Raw genomic sequence first — 13,883 nt, 5'->3', positions numbered from 1 at the left:
GGAACTCATTGTGCGCCCGTATCTATGAGCTTTCTATGGCGGGCGTTATGGGATTGCTGTGAGCTGCGCCGCCACCGCCGCCAGCCGGCGGCGACGAGCAGTCCGATCGCGGCTCCGGCGGTGTTGGCGACGACGTCGCGCACGTCCGCGACGCGCGTGGGCAGGAACCACAGCTGGGTGAGCTCGATCGCCGTGCTGAGCGCTGCGGCCAGCACGAGACCCTGCCACCAGCGCCCGCCCCACGCCGCCACCAGCAGACCGAGCGGCACGAACATCGCCACGTTCGCCGCCGACTCGACGACGTCGAAGCTCACCCAGGCGGTCGCGGGCGACGCCGCGAGCAGCCGCAGCAGGTCGCCCAGGATTCCGCCGACCTCGGCGTCGTAGATCGAGGGGCGCAGCGTCATCCACCACACCGCGACGGCGTAGACGCACGAAGCGGCGACGAGCACCGCCCGCCGCCGCTTCGTCATCGACATCCTCAGTGGGTGTCTTCGGCTTCGATCTCGGTGCGATCGCCCGACCAGAGGGTGTGGAACGTGCCCTCTTTGTCGACGCGACGGTAGGTGTGCGCGCCGAAGAAGTCGCGCTGGCCCTGGATGAGGGCGGCGGGCAGACGATCGGCGCGCAGGCCGTCGTAGTACGCCAGGGACGAGCTGAAGGCGGGGGCGGGGATGCCGCTGGCCGCCGACAGCGAGACGATGTGACGCCACGCGTCCTGCGCGCGGCCGAGCGCCTCGACGAAGTACGGGGCGGTCAGCAGCACGGGCAGCTCGGCCTCGGCGTCGTAGGCGTCGGCGATGCGGTTGAGGAACTGCGCGCGGATGATGCAGCCGCCGCGCCAGATCTTCGACACCGCTCCCAGGTCGATGTTCCAGTCGTACTGGGCGGCGCCGGCGCGGATCTCGTCGAAGCCCTGCGAGTAGGCGACGATCTTCGAGGCGTAGAGCGCCAGGCGCACCTGCTCGATGAACGCGTCCGCATCCTGTCCCGAGAGAACGTCGGTGCCCGAGGGGCCGGGGAGTTCGCGAGAGACCTCGCGCTGCTCGGGGTGGCTCGACAGCGATCGGGCGAAGGTGGCCTCGGCGATGCCCGACACGGGAACGCCCAGGTCGAGGGCGGTCTGCACGGTCCACGCGCCGGTGCCCTTGGCGCCGGCCTGGTCGAGGATGACGTCCACGAGCGGCTTGCCGGTGTCGGCATCGTTCTGACGCAGCACCTCGGCGGTGATCTCGATCAGGTAGGACTCGAGCTCTCCGCGGTTCCACTCGGCGAACACGTCGGCGATCTCGGCCGGGCTCTTGCCGGTCGCCCGGCGGATGAGGTCGTACGCCTCGGCGATGAGCTGCATGTCGGCGTACTCGATGCCGTTGTGCACCATCTTGACGAAGTGACCGGCGCCGTCGTGACCGACGTGGGTCACACAGGGCTCGCCCTCGGCGACCGCGGCGATGGACGTGAGGATGGGGCCGAGCGTGGCCCAGGCCTCGTCCGAGCCGCCGGGCATGATCGAGGGGCCGCGCAGGGCGCCCTCTTCTCCGCCCGAGACGCCCATGCCGACGAAGTTGATGCCCGTGTCGCGCACGGCCTTCTCGCGGCGGATGGTGTCGGTGAACAGCGCGTTGCCGCCGTCGACGATGATGTCGCCCGGTTCGAAGACCTTGACGAGCTCGTCGATGACGAAGTCGGTGGGCCGGCCGGCCTTGACCATGATGATCGCCGTGCGCGGCTTCGACAGCGACGCGGCGAAGTCCTCGTACGAGAACGACGCGACGAAGTTCGCCTCGGGGTGGTTCTCGAGCACGTGCTCGGTCTTGTCCTGGCTGCGGTTGAAGATCGCGACGGTGTTGCCCTCGCGGCTCGCGAGGTTGCGAGCGAGGTTGGAGCCCATGACGGCCAGGCCGACCACGCCGATGTTGGCGCGGCCGTCGCCGTCGCCGGCGGGTCGCGAGTCGGCCTCGGCGGTGGGGCGGTCCACCTCTTCGATTCCGGGGGCGCCCTCGTGCACCTGCGCGGCCTGGTGCGGGGCCTGGTCCTGGTCGTTCGAGGGGCCGGTCGGGGAGGGGGTCGACGTCATTCGTTGCTCCGTATTCGGGTGCGAGGAAGGGGTTGTGCGGACGCACGCGGGCCGCCTCCGCCACTGTATCGGCTCGGCCCGGGGGTGTTTCAGGAGGGTGAAGGGGTCAGCTCGAGCCGGTCGACGACCTCCTGCACCTGCTCTCCCGGGGTGAGGTCGAGGTCGACGCGGATCGCCTGCTCATCGGCATCCGGCATCTCGAGCGTCTCGAACTGGGACGTCAGCAGCGACGGGGGCATGTAGTGGCCCTGGCGACGCAGCAGACGTTCGAGCACGAGCTTCGGGTCGCCCATCAGCAGCACGAAGGTGACGTTCCCGCGACGCAGCACGTCGCGGTAGCTGCGCTTGAGAGCCGAGCACGTGATGACCCCCGGCCGGCCCGCGGCGACCTGTCCGTCGATCCATCCGGCGACCCGATCCAACCAGGGCCACCGGTCGTCGTCGTTCAAGGCGTGCCCGGACGCCATCTTGGCGACGTTCTCCGTCGGGTGCAGGTCGTCGCCCTCCTGGAAGTCCCAGCCCAGGCGACCCGCGAGCATGCCCGCGACGGTGGACTTGCCGGTGCCGGCGGGGCCCATGAACACCAGGACGGGAACAGGCGTGGACATAGCTTCTCTCTTCGTCGGGGGAGGGGTCAGATGGTGCGGCGCACTTCGGAGAGGACTGCGGCGACGTACCGTCGCGTGTGCTCCTCCGCCGCGTCGGCGTCAGCGCGGCCGATGGCGGCGGCGGTCTCGACGTGGTTGTCCAGGGCGTCGGGGTTCGGGATGCCGGGGGTCAGGCCGTGCATCGCGCGGCCCTCGATCGCGGCGGCGATCGGCGCGCGCGCGGCGGCGAGCATCAGGTTGCCGCTGGACATGAGGATCAGGTCGTGGAACGCGATGTCGGCCGCGAGGTACTCCGGTGAGTTGCCGAGGCCGGCGGCACCGAGGCGCGCGAGCTCGTCGGCGAGACGCAGGATCTCGCCGCGCTGCAGGTCGGTGGCGCGACGTGCGCTGAGGCGCGCTGCCACCGGTTCGATCGCGGCGCGGAGCTCGGTGGTGTTCACGATGAGCTGGTCCCGTCGTCGGCCGGCGAGCTGCCAACCGATGAGTCGGGTGTCCAGAGCGCTCCAGTGCGCAGCGGGACGCACGGTGATGCCCACGCGTCGACGCTGTTCGAGCATGCCCATGGCCTCGAGGACGCGCACGGCCTCGCGGACCACCGTGCGCGAGACCTCGTATTCCGCTTCGAGGTCGGCGATGGTCAGCACCCGGCCGGCTGCGAGGTCGCCGTCGACGATGCGCATGCCGACGGCGTCCACCAGCGGACCGTGGGACGCTCGGGCCATGACCCCTCCTCAGGCCGTTTGGTACGACCTTATCTTGTCAAAAATATGATCATTGTGTGAAGATGCCGTGACCGCCTCGGCGGACGCACGGCGTTCACAGCATGCCCGAACACGCGTCCGACCGGCTGAATCAACGGAGATCTCTTGGACGACTGGACCCAGACACTCGGCACGGCGCCTCTGCTCGCCATCGCCGCGGGCGCGATCGCGCTCATCCTCGTACTCATCATCTGGCTCAAGGTGCACGCCTTCCTTGCGCTCATCATCGTGTCGCTCGTGACGGCGTTCGTCGCCGGCATCCCGGTGTCGGCCATCGTCACGACCCTGACCGGAGGTTTCGGAGGCACCCTCGGGACGGTCGCGCTGCTCGTGGCCCTCGGCGCCATGCTCGGACGGTTGATCGAGCACTCCGGCGGGGCGCAATCGCTCGCCGAGACCTTCGTGCGCGTCTTCGGCGAGAAGCGCGCACCGTTCGCCCTCGGTATCGTCTCGCTCATCCTCGGATTCCCGATGTTCTTCGACGCGGGGCTCGTCATGATGCTCCCGATCATCTTCGCCATCGCGCGCCGGGTGTCGGGCAACAACGTGCTGCTCTTCGGTCTGCCGGCCGCCGCCGCGTTCTCGGTCATGCACGTCTTCTTGCCCCCGCACCCCGGTCCCGTCACCGCGAGCGGACTGTACGGCGCGAACCTCGGCCTCGTCCTGATCGTCGGCCTCATCATCGCCTTCCCCATCTGGTACCTCTCGGGTTACCTCTGGGGGAAGTTCATCGCCCGCCGCATCGTCCTGCCGGTCCCGGCCCTGTTCGGTGACGTCGACGCCGACCAGCCCACCAACCCGCCCAAGCCGGCGACCGTGATCGCGGTGCTGCTGCTGCCGATGCTGCTGATCTTCCTCAACACCGGCCTGACCACCCTCGGCGCGGCGGGGATCGTCGATCCCGCCAACATCGTCGTGCAGGTGCTCGTGCTGCTCGGCAACTCGCCCGTCGCACTGCTGATCACGGTGCTGGTGGCCACCGTCGTGTTCGGGTTCCGCCGCGGCGAGAACGGCACCGCGCTCGAGAAGGTCGTCGACTCCGCGCTCGGCCCGGTGTGCTCCGTCATCCTCATCACCGGTGCCGGTGGCATGTTCGGTGCGGTCCTTCGCGCGTCCGGCATCGGCGACGCGCTCTCGGAGAGCCTGAGCGACCTCGGCCTGCCGGTGATCGTCGCCGCGTACGTGATCGCCGTGATCCTGCGTCTCGCGCAGGGCTCGGCCACCGTCGCGCTCGTCACCGCCGCGGGCCTCGCGGCTCCGGCCGTCATGGCGGGCGACTTCTCGCCGCTCCAGGTCGTCGCGATCACCCTCGCCACCGCCGCGGGTTCGGTCTTCGCCGGTCACGTCAACGACTCCGGCTTCTGGCTGGTCGGGCGCCTCATGGGGATGGACGTGAAGACCACCCTGAAGACGTGGACGGTGCAGCAGGCGATCGAGTCGGTGCTCGGCTTCATCGCCGCCCTCCTCGTCTTCGGCGTCGGGGCCCTGCTGTGACGGGCGCGAACGCCGGCCTCTTCGACGTCTCGGACCGGCTCGCGCTGGTCACGGGGTCGTCGCGGGGCCTCGGCCGCGCGTTGGCGCTCGCCCTCGCTCGTGGCGGGGCCCGCCTCATCATGCACGGCCGAGACGCGGATGCCGTGGAGCGGACCCGCGCCGAGGCCGAGGAACTGTCGGGCCGCCCCGCCCACGCCGTGGTCTTCGACGTCACCGACGCCGCGGCCGTCGAGGCCGCGATCGGCGGCGTCATGGACGAGGTCGGAGTCCCGGACATCCTCGTGAACAACGCCGGCGTCCAACGCCGCGCGCCGATCCACGAGTTCGCGGTCTCGGACTGGGACGACATCGTGGCGGCCAACCTTTCGGGCGTCTTCTACGTCTCGCGTTTCGTCACCCCCGCGATGGTGGCGCGCGGCTCGGGCAAGATCGTCAACGTCGCTTCGGTGCAGTCGCGCCTGGCGCGCCAGACGATCGCACCGTACTCGGCGACCAAGGGCGGTGTCGCCCAGCTGACCGCCGGGATGGCGGCCGACCTCGCTCGTCACGGCATCCAGGTCAATGCCCTCAGCCCGGGCTACTTCGCGACCGAGATGAACCGCGACCTCGTCGACGACCCCGAGTTCACGCGGTGGTTGACGCAGCGCACGCCGGCCGCCCGCTGGGGCGCGGTCGACGAGCTGCGCGGGGCGCTGCTGTTCCTGGCATCCGACGCCTCGAGCTTCGTGTCGGGACAGAACATCTTCGTCGACGGCGGAATGACGGCGGTGGTGTGAGCGTGGACGAGCAGACCATGACGTCTCTGCTGATCGAGTCGGCGCGCACCGCCGCGGTGCGCGAGATCGCCGTTCCCGAACCGGGGGAGGGGCAGGTGCGCCTGCGGGTCGCCTACGTCGGCATCTGCGGGAGCGACCTGCACTACTTCTACGACGGCGCCAACGGGGCGTTCGTCGTGCGCGAGCCGCTCGTGCCCGGCCACGAGATGTCGGGCACGGTCGACCTCGACCCGTCGGGCGCCCTCGCGGCGGGCACCCCCGTCACGGTGCACCCCGCGCGCTTCGGAACCCCGCGCGAGGGCATCGAGGACGCCCCGCACCTGTGGCCCGGAGGGTCCTACCTCGGCAGCGCCTCGACCTGGCCGCACACCCAGGGCGCGGCATCCGAATTCCTGGTCGTCGAGGCCGATATGGTGCGGGTCCTGCCCGCGGACCTGCCGGTGCGGCGGGCCGTCCTGGCCGAACCGCTCGCGGTGGCCCTGCACGCGCTCGGCAAGGCCGGTCCGGTCGAGGGGCTCGACGTCCTCGTCACCGGCTCCGGGCCGATCGGTCTCATGGCCGTGGCCGCGGCGGTCGCCGCCGGTGCCCGCGTCACGGCGACCGACGTGCTGGCGGGACCGCTCGAGCGGGCCGCGGCGCTGGGGGCGTCGACGACCATCGATGTCTCCGCTGACGCGATCGAGGAGAACGCCTATGCGGTCGTCCTGGAGTGCTCGGGCGTTCCCGTGTCGATCTCGACCGCGCTGCGGGCCGTTCGCGCCGGCGGCACGGTCGTGCAGGTCGGCATGCTGCCCGATGAGCCGCGGCCCGTGAACCTCGCCCCCTTCATCGCGAAGGAGGTGCGCTACCTCGGTGCGTTCCGCTTCCGCGACGAGATCGACGAGGCCGTCGAGCTGCTCGCCCGCACCCCCGCGATCGAGGCGGCCCTCACCCACGAGTTCGCGGTGTCGGATGCCGCCGAGGCCTTCGCCGTCGCGCGCGACTCGCAGCAGTCGGGCAAGGTCGTCTTCGCGCTCTGAAGCCGACACGACGAAGCGGAGCGGCCCTCGGGGTCGCTCCGCTTCGTCGTGCACGGGGGCGTTCGCGTGCGGCCGGGCGCCGCCCGGACGCGCGCTCTGCGCGTCAGTGCTTCTTGTACGAGGCGTTCCGGCCGAGCGAGAACAGGGCGCCGATCGCGGCGACACCGCCGATGGCGGTGAGGGTGGCGATGACCCCGAGCACGACGTGAGAGAAGAAGCCGCTGTCCATGTTGATCCTCCGGGTCGGTGTGGCCCCTCGATCCTAACCGGCCGTCGTCGGCCACCCCGTCCGCCCCGAACCCGTCGGGTCGTCGTGCCGGCGTCGCGCTGGTAGACTTCTGGGGAACTTCGGCGAGGGACGTCCCCACGTGCGTGTCGCCACGCACGGATGTCCGTGATCGACGCGGTGATGCAGGCTCCCGGCTTTCCTCACGCGCTCGCGTTCGAGTCGAATCCAGACCACACAGGTGCGGACCCCGTCCGCTCACGATCTGCGGGACCACGCGCCCGCGAGGAGAACATCATGTCGGAAGACAACAAGGTCGTCGCGGAGCTCCGCGAGAACTTCGGCAAAGGCTTCGCCCGTCGCCTCCGCGCCGCGGGCAAGATCCCGGCCGTCATCTACGGCCACGGCACCGAGCCCCAGCACGTCGCCCTGCCCGGCCACCAGGTCGCACTGCTCATCCGCCGTGCCAACGCGCTGCTCGACCTCGACATCGCGGGCAAGGGTCAGCTCGTCCTGGTGAAGGACGTGCAGAAGGACCCGGTGCGCCAGATCATCGAGCACATCGACCTGCTCGTGGTCAAGAAGGGCGAGAAGGTCAACGTCGACGTGCCCGTCGTCCTGACCGGTGAGCCCTTCCCCGGCACGGTCGCCATGCTCGACACCGCCTCGGTGTCGCTCGAGGTCGAGGCCACGCACATCCCGCAGAACATCGAGGTCGACGTCGAGGGCGCCGAGGACGGCACGCAGATCACCGCGGCCGACCTGACGCTGCCCCAGGGCGCGACCCTCGTCACCGAGCCCGAGACCCTGATCGTCGGTGTCTCGATCCCGCTCGACACGATCGCCGCCGACGAAGAGATCGCCGAGGCCGACGCCGAGGTCGCCGAGGAGCAGTCCGAGGAGTCCGAGGCCGCCGAGGGCACCGAGGGCGACGACAACTGATCGCGCGCGGACCCCACGGTCCGCGGCAGGCGAGGGGGCGCGTTTCGCGCCCCCTCGTTTTTTCTCGACCCGGACGCGGTGACGACGCATCGCCCCGGACGGCGCGGGTCCCGCGGGATCCGGAAGGATGGATGCCATGGCGGACACCTGGCTGATCGTGGGACTCGGCAATCCCGGGCCCCGCTACGAGGCGACGCGGCACAACATCGGGCAGATGGTGATCGACGAGCTCGCCGCCCGCCGCCGCGAGTCGTTCAAGGCGCACAGGGCGAACGCCCGCGTGGTCGAGACGTGGCTGCGTCCCGGCGCCGCCAAGCTCGTCCTGGCGAAGCCGAACAGCTTCATGAACGTCTCGGGAGGCCCCGCCTCCGCACTCGCGCGCTTCTACGGCACCGACCCCGAGCGCGTCGTCGTCGTGCACGACGAGCTCGACATCCCCTTCGACACCATCAAGCTCAAAGTGGGTGGCGGACACGGCGGTCACAACGGCGTGCGCGACATCGCGAAAGCCCTCGGTACGCCCGATTTCCCTCGTGTGCGGGTGGGGATCGGCCGTCCTGCGGGTCGTCAGGATCCCGCGGATTGGGTGCTCGACCCGTTCGGTGCGACCGAACGCACGACCCTGCCGATCCTGGTCTCGGATGCCGCCGACGCGGTCGAGATGCTGGTCGACGAGGGGCTGGTGGCCGCGCAGCAGCGTTTTCACGCTCCACGCGCCTGATTCTTCCGGGCCCGGATAGGCGAATGGCCCCGGTCCAGGGGACCGGGGCCATTCGGCTGCTCAGAGCGTGGAGCCGATGCCGATCGATGCTCCGATGCCGAGCGCACTGACCACGACGATGCCGCCGAGCACGGCCACGATGATCGCCGCGATGCCCCATCCGCGGCCGCGGTTCTTCACGGCGGCGACGATGCCCTGGATGAAGCCCCACAGGCCGAAGAGGCCGTAGACGACGAAGGCGGCGAGCGAGAGCCCCGCGAACGCGGCGGCGGCTTGAGCGGCCCCGGGCGGGATGTTCTCGGGGTCGATCTGTCCGGTGCCGTCCGCGTACTGCGCGAGCCCGGCGCTCTGCAGGCCCGCGACCACGGCGAGGATCGCGCCCAGGACGACCGCGATCAGCGACGCGACGAAGGCGATGACGCCGAGCTTCTTGGACACGACGGGGCGGGATGCCGCGGCGTACTGCGGCGCGGGAGCCCCGTAGGCGCTCTGTCCGGCGGGCGCGGGGGAGGCGTCGGAGCGGTCGGGCTGGCCGTACGGCTCCGGGGGCGGGGGTGCTGTGCTCACGGGGTACTCCTCTGGTCGGCGGGCGCGATGCGCCCTTTCGGCCACCGTACGCGCGCGCGGACCGCCGGTCGCGGGGGTGGACGACGCCGCGACGCGCAGGGTATCGCCGGTCAGATCGGCGAGCCGGGATCGCCCGACCCGGACAGGCCCGCGACGGCGGCGATGACGATGAGCAGCGCGAAGACCGCCGGCCCGAGCGCCGAGACGACGACGGCGGCGATCCCGGCACCGCGACCCGCGCGGCGGGCGATCGCGACGATCCCGAGCACCAGGGCGGCGATGCCGATCACCGTGCCCGACCAGAACGACACCTCGCCGACGAGCACCAGGTCGCGCACCGGCGAGAGGATGCGCCAGTCGAACGTCGTCGTCTCGGTCACACCCGGGGCTGCTCCCCGCGCGACCCGGTAGGCCGCGAACCCGCCGACCGCCGACGCCAGCACCGTGGCGACGATCGCCAGGAGCAGCGCCCAGGTTCCGACCGGACGCCCACGACGGCGGGCGGTCGGCGGCCCCGTCAGCGACCCGGTCGGGGGCGCGACGTGCGGCGCGGCGAAGACGGGTCCGTTCGGAGCGCTCGGCGTGGTCATGACGCCACTGTAGAAGACGGCGAGGGCGCAACCCCCGCCTCGCCCGGACCCGATGTCGGAGCCCCCGCGTAGACTTTCCCGAGTGACAGTTCCCGGGATCGTGCGCGCCCTCGAGCAGGCTGAGTCGTACCGTGAGGCCGCCTCCGCGGCATCCGCCGACCTCTCGCTCTCCCTCGTCGACGGCCTCGACGCCCCCGTCATCGCGGGCCTCATCGAACGAAGGCGTGCGGCCGGCGATCCGGGTGCCGTGCTCGTCATCGCTCCGACCGGCCGTCGAGCCGAGTCGCTCGGGCCCGCTTTGGATGCCGTCCTGCCCGGCGCGCACGTCCTGCACTTCCCCGCGTGGGAGACCCTGCCCCACGAGCGTCTCAGTCCCAGCCCCGAGACGGTGGGGCGTCGTCTCGACGTGCTGCGCCGCATCGCCGCGTGGGATGGCGAGGCGCCGCTGGTCGTCACGGCGTCCGTGCGCAGCGCGTTGCAGCCGCTCGCCCCCGGTCTCGGCGACGTCGAGCCGATCGAACTCGTCGTCGGCGGGCGGGGGCACGAGCTCGAGACCGTGACGACGCGTCTCATCGAGTTGGCCTACCACCGCGTCGACATGGTCTCGCGGCGCGGCGAATTCGCCGTGCGCGGCGGCATCCTCGACGTCTTCGCCCCGGTGGCCGACCACCCTTATCGCGTGGAGTTCTTCGGCGACGAGGTGGACCAGATCCGCGCCTTCTCGGTCGCCGACCAGCGGTCCCTGCCCGGCGACGTCTCGGCGGTCTCGCTCAACCCGAGCCGCGAGCTGCTGCTGACCGCCGGGGTCCGCGCTCGCGCCGCGGCGCTGCGCGACGGCTATCCGGGACTCCGCCAGCTGCTCGAGAAGATGGCCGAGGGCATCCCCGCCGAGGGCATGGAGTCCCTCATACCGGTGCTCGTCGACGATCTGGTCACCCTGGTCGACTACCTGCCCGGCGGCAGCGCCGTCGCCCTCGTGGACCCCGAGCGCTCCCGCGCCCGCGCGACCACGCTCGGCGACACCAATCGAGAGTTCCTCGAGGCCGCGTGGTCGGCGGCGACGGCGGGAGCCGACACGCCCGTCGACCTCGACTCGGGTGACTTCGTCACGCTCGACGACCTGCACGAGATCGCCGGCGGCCGCGGGGGCGTCTGGTGGCAGCTCAGCGCCTTCGATTCGGGGGCGGCGGATGCCGAGGACGAGGGCCTCGTCGTCGGCGACGATTCCGCCCATCGGGTGAAGGCCGATCCGATCCCCTCCTTCCAGGGCAACGTCGACGGGGCGACCGCCCACGTCGGGACCCTCCTGGCCGAGGGCTGGTCGGTGGTGGTCACGGCATCCGGACCCGGAATGGTGGATCGCGCCCGAGACGTGCTGTCCGAGCGCGGCATCGCTGCGCGACGGGTCGACGATCTGCGCACGCCTCCCGAGCCGGGAGTCGCTCATGTCGTGTGCGCTCCGCTGGAGCGCGGATTCGAGCTGACCGAGGCGCGATTCGCGGTGCTCACCGAGACCGAGTTCTACGGCCGGTCGGTCACGGGCGACAACCGCGGCGTCAAGAAGCTGGCGTCGCGCCGGCGCAATGTGGTCGATCCATTGCAGCTCAAGCCGGGTGACGTCGTCGTGCACGCGACGCACGGCATCGGACGGTTCATCGAGCTCACCCAGCGCGAGGTGTCCAGCGGTGGACGCAACGCCGTCAAGACCACCAAGGAGTACCTGGTCCTCGAGTACGCGCCCGCGAAACGGGGGTACCCCGGCGACAAGCTCTTCGTCCCCACCGACCAGCTCGACCTGCTCTCCAAGTACGTCGGGGGAGAAGCGCCCACGCTGTCCAAGATGGGCGGCAGCGACTGGGCGGCGGCGAAGGGACGCGCACGCAAGGCGGTCCGCGACATCGCCGTCGAACTCGTGAAGCTCTACTCGGCGCGCATGGCGTCCAAGGGCTACGCCTTCGGCCCCGACACCCCGTGGCAGCGCGAGCTCGAAGAGGCCTTCCCCTTCGCCGAGACGCAGGATCAGCTGCAGACGATCGACGAGATCAAAGCCGACATGGAGAAGCCGATCCCGATGGACCGTCTGCTCTCGGGCGATGTCGGGTTCGGCAAGACCGAGGTGGCCGTCCGCGCCGCCTTCAAGGCCATCCAGGACGGCAAGCAGGTGGCGATGCTGGTACCGACGACGCTGCTGGTCAAGCAGCATCTCGAGACCTTCGCCGAGCGTTTCGCCGGGTTCCCGGTGACGGTGCGCCCCCTCTCGCGTTTCCAATCCGACAAAGAGGCGAAGGCGACCCTCGCCGGCCTCACCGACGGCACCGTCGACATGGTGATCGGCACCCACCGCATCCTCACCGAGAAGGTGGTCTTCAAGGATCTGGGCCTGATGATCATCGACGAGGAGCAGCGCTTCGGCGTCGAGCACAAGGACGCCCTGAAGAAGCTCAAGACGAACGTCGACATCCTCGCGATGAGCGCCACACCCATTCCGCGCACCCTCGAGATGGCGGTCACGGGTATCCGCGAGATGTCCACGCTGGCCACGCCGCCCGAGGATCGGCATCCGATCCTGTCGTACGTGGGCCCGCGCAACGACAAGCAGATCGCCGCGGCCATCCGTCGGGAACTGCTGCGCGAAGGCCAGGTGTTCTACGTGCACAACCGGGTGTCGTCCATCCAGCGGGTCGCGGCGCACCTGAGCGAACTGGTTCCCGAGGCGCGCGTCGTCGTCGCGCACGGCCAGATGGGCGAGCACGCGCTCGAGCAGGTCGTCGACGACTTCTGGGAACGCCGCGCCGACGTCCTTGTGTCCACGACCATCATCGAGACCGGTCTCGACATCTCGAACGCCAACACGATCATCATCGACCGCGCCGACAAGTACGGTCTCTCGCAGCTGCACCAGTTGCGGGGTCGCGTGGGTCGCGGCCGTGATCGCGCGTACGCGTACTTCCTGTACGACGACATGAAGCCCCTGTCCGAGACGGCAGCCGACCGCCTCGAGACGATCGCCGTGAACAACGACCTCGGCAGCGGTATGCAGGTGGCGTTGAAAGACCTCGAATTGCGGGGGGCGGGCAATCTGCTGGGCGCGGAGCAGGCGGGGCACATCGCCGGCGTCGGCTTCGACCTCTACCTGCGCATGATCGGCGAGGCCGTGTCGACCTTCCGCGGCGAGGACGTCGACGGCCCCACCGAGCTCCGTCTCGAACTGCCCGTCGACGCGCGCCTGCCCGAGTTCTACATCGACAGCGAACGGCTGCGGCTGGAGGCGTACCAGAAGCTCTCGGCCGCGGCATCGGCGACGGCGAAGGACGACGCGATCGATCTCGTCGTCGATGAGTTGCGCGATCGGTACGGCGAGCCCCCTTCCGAGGTCGAGGGTCTTATCGCCGTCGCGCGCCTGCGTCGTCGCGCGGCGCAGGCGGGACTGGCCGACGTGGTCGCCATGGGGTCGAACCTGCGGGTCGCCCCGGCCGACTTGGCGGAGTCGATGCGCGTGCGCCTGCAGCGCCTGTACCCGAAGGCGAAGCTGGTCGCGGGAGGGGATGCCATGGTCGTGCCGCTTCCGCAGGATGCCGACGACGCGGCCCTCATCGCGTGGGTTCGCCAGCTGCTCGATGCGCTGTGGCCACTGCCGGCAGGCCAGACGGCTCAGACGGCGTCGGCCTGAGCGCCCGAGGCGGCATGAAGAGGGGGTTCCTTCGACCAGACGGTCGTGAGGAGCCCCCTTCCCCGTTCTCCTGATGTTTCCGCGGATTTTCGGGGACGACACGCCCGGGGGGTGGTGTCGATTCGACGGGTCAGGGGATCCCGCGTAACTTATTACCTGTTCGCCCCACAGGGGAGAGCGGAGCGGCCGAAAGGCCCCGCGTCCCCTCAAGTGGTGAACCACCCCCCATTGATGGTCTTGAGAGTTTCGGCTTTCTGGTCTATTGTTGGGGTCTGCCGTTCGGCGCTTCTCTCTCGTTTTCTGGTCCTTTCGGGGCTGTACGGGGGTTTGTGTCGGGTGGTTGTAGGTAGTGAACTGCCTCATGGGTTGGTCGAGATGACTGTGGCCTGTGGGTGCGTCCGTTCCTTGAGAACTCAACAGCGTGCACTTGTC

At 70.3% G+C, this 13,883-nt stretch carries 13 protein-coding genes; 6 read left to right on the top strand and 7 right to left on the bottom strand.

The window, feature by feature from the left end; translation table 11 throughout:
• Positions 1 to 5: 5 nt before the first annotated feature.
• The 4 genes from ACIPVB_RS08495 to ACIPVB_RS08480 all read right to left on the bottom strand — a co-directional run bounded on the left by ACIPVB_RS08495 (position 6) and on the right by ACIPVB_RS08480 (position 3,407).
• Positions 6 to 473 carry a VanZ family protein gene (locus ACIPVB_RS08495; RefSeq protein ID WP_400368237.1) on the bottom strand — a complete coding sequence of 156 codons (468 nt, stop codon included), beginning with the start codon at positions 471 to 473 and terminating at the stop codon, positions 6 to 8.
• Positions 474 to 481: 8 nt separating this feature from the next.
• Positions 482 to 2,077 (bottom strand): NADP-dependent phosphogluconate dehydrogenase, encoded by a 1,596-nt coding sequence (gene gndA / locus ACIPVB_RS08490; protein ID WP_400368236.1) that lies wholly within the window; start codon positions 2,075 to 2,077, stop codon positions 482 to 484.
• Between the two features lie 89 nt (positions 2,078 to 2,166).
• Complete coding sequence (locus ACIPVB_RS08485) at positions 2,167 to 2,685, bottom strand: gluconokinase (RefSeq protein ID WP_400368234.1); 519 nt, start codon at positions 2,683 to 2,685, stop codon at positions 2,167 to 2,169.
• A gap of 26 nt (positions 2,686 to 2,711) precedes the next feature.
• Positions 2,712 to 3,407: a FadR/GntR family transcriptional regulator gene (locus ACIPVB_RS08480; protein WP_400368233.1), complete on the bottom strand. Its 696-nt coding sequence runs from the start codon at positions 3,405 to 3,407 to the stop codon at positions 2,712 to 2,714.
• A 144-nt stretch (positions 3,408 to 3,551) separates the two neighbouring features.
• Here ACIPVB_RS08480 and ACIPVB_RS08475 point away from each other — a divergent pair, with 144 nt between their 5' ends.
• Genes ACIPVB_RS08475 through ACIPVB_RS08465 form a run of 3 tightly spaced genes read left to right on the top strand, consistent with a single transcriptional unit; the run spans position 3,552 to position 6,735 of the window.
• Entirely contained in the window at positions 3,552 to 4,940 is a 1,389-nt protein-coding gene (locus tag ACIPVB_RS08475) for a GntP family permease (protein WP_400368231.1), read from the top strand.
• The gene (locus tag ACIPVB_RS08470; protein ID WP_400368230.1) at positions 4,937 to 5,716 is read left to right on the top strand and encodes an SDR family oxidoreductase; all 780 of its coding nucleotides are present in this window, start codon (positions 4,937 to 4,939) and stop codon (positions 5,714 to 5,716) included. The genes ACIPVB_RS08475 and ACIPVB_RS08470 overlap by 4 nt, the downstream gene beginning before the upstream one ends.
• Before the next feature lie 17 nt (positions 5,717 to 5,733).
• Positions 5,734 to 6,735: a zinc-binding dehydrogenase gene (locus tag ACIPVB_RS08465; RefSeq protein WP_400368229.1), complete on the top strand. Its 1,002-nt coding sequence runs from the start codon at positions 5,734 to 5,736 to the stop codon at positions 6,733 to 6,735.
• A gap of 103 nt (positions 6,736 to 6,838) precedes the next feature.
• On the opposite strand, the gene ACIPVB_RS08460 is transcribed toward ACIPVB_RS08465, so the two are convergent.
• Positions 6,839 to 6,964, bottom strand: coding sequence for a hypothetical protein (locus ACIPVB_RS08460; RefSeq protein WP_258222603.1), 126 nt, complete (start codon positions 6,962 to 6,964; stop codon positions 6,839 to 6,841).
• A 294-nt stretch (positions 6,965 to 7,258) separates the two neighbouring features.
• Between ACIPVB_RS08460 and ACIPVB_RS08455 the strand changes: the two genes are divergently transcribed.
• Both ACIPVB_RS08455 and pth read left to right on the top strand, forming a co-directional pair.
• Positions 7,259 to 7,903 (top strand): 50S ribosomal protein L25/general stress protein Ctc, encoded by a 645-nt coding sequence (locus ACIPVB_RS08455; RefSeq protein ID WP_400368228.1) that lies wholly within the window; start codon positions 7,259 to 7,261, stop codon positions 7,901 to 7,903.
• A gap of 136 nt (positions 7,904 to 8,039) precedes the next feature.
• Complete coding sequence (gene pth / locus ACIPVB_RS08450; protein WP_400368227.1) at positions 8,040 to 8,624, top strand: aminoacyl-tRNA hydrolase; 585 nt, start codon at positions 8,040 to 8,042, stop codon at positions 8,622 to 8,624.
• A gap of 60 nt (positions 8,625 to 8,684) precedes the next feature.
• Here pth and ACIPVB_RS08445 read toward each other — a convergent pair whose 3' ends face one another.
• Positions 8,685 to 9,191, bottom strand: a complete 507-nt coding sequence (locus tag ACIPVB_RS08445; protein WP_400368225.1) for a DUF4064 domain-containing protein — start codon at positions 9,189 to 9,191, stop codon at positions 8,685 to 8,687.
• 110 nt (positions 9,192 to 9,301) lie between these two features.
• Positions 9,302 to 9,781 carry a hypothetical protein gene (locus tag ACIPVB_RS08440; protein ID WP_400368223.1) on the bottom strand — a complete coding sequence of 160 codons (480 nt, stop codon included), beginning with the start codon at positions 9,779 to 9,781 and terminating at the stop codon, positions 9,302 to 9,304.
• A gap of 82 nt (positions 9,782 to 9,863) precedes the next feature.
• Between ACIPVB_RS08440 and mfd the strand changes: the two genes are divergently transcribed.
• Positions 9,864 to 13,451: a transcription-repair coupling factor gene (gene mfd, locus ACIPVB_RS08435; protein ID WP_400368222.1), complete on the top strand. Its 3,588-nt coding sequence runs from the start codon at positions 9,864 to 9,866 to the stop codon at positions 13,449 to 13,451.
• The last annotated feature ends 432 nt before the right edge of the window (positions 13,452 to 13,883 follow it).

Source organism: Microbacterium sp. NPDC090007 (assembly GCF_044748345.1).
GTDB lineage: Bacteria > Actinomycetota > Actinomycetes > Actinomycetales > Microbacteriaceae > Microbacterium.
Note: the sequence above shows the minus strand (reverse complement) of the source record. Positions and strands in the feature narration are given on the sequence as shown.

Excerpts from the sequence above, each read along its gene's own strand:
- ACIPVB_RS08495 (WP_400368237.1), bottom strand. The coding sequence starts at position 473 with ATGACGAAGCGGCGGCGGGCGGTGCTCGTCGCCGCTTCGTGCGTCTAC.
- gndA (WP_400368236.1), bottom strand. The coding sequence starts at position 2,077 with ATGACGTCGACCCCCTCCCCGACCGGCCCCTCGAACGACCAGGACCAG.
- ACIPVB_RS08485 (WP_400368234.1), bottom strand. The coding sequence starts at position 2,685 with ATGTCCACGCCTGTTCCCGTCCTGGTGTTCATGGGCCCCGCCGGCACC.
- ACIPVB_RS08480 (WP_400368233.1), bottom strand. The coding sequence starts at position 3,407 with ATGGCCCGAGCGTCCCACGGTCCGCTGGTGGACGCCGTCGGCATGCGC.
- ACIPVB_RS08465 (WP_400368229.1), top strand. The coding sequence starts at position 5,734 with ATGACGTCTCTGCTGATCGAGTCGGCGCGCACCGCCGCGGTGCGCGAG.
- ACIPVB_RS08460 (WP_258222603.1), bottom strand. The coding sequence starts at position 6,964 with ATGGACAGCGGCTTCTTCTCTCACGTCGTGCTCGGGGTCATCGCCACC.
- ACIPVB_RS08455 (WP_400368228.1), top strand. The coding sequence starts at position 7,259 with ATGTCGGAAGACAACAAGGTCGTCGCGGAGCTCCGCGAGAACTTCGGC.
- pth (WP_400368227.1), top strand. The coding sequence starts at position 8,040 with ATGGCGGACACCTGGCTGATCGTGGGACTCGGCAATCCCGGGCCCCGC.
- ACIPVB_RS08440 (WP_400368223.1), bottom strand. The coding sequence starts at position 9,781 with ATGACCACGCCGAGCGCTCCGAACGGACCCGTCTTCGCCGCGCCGCAC.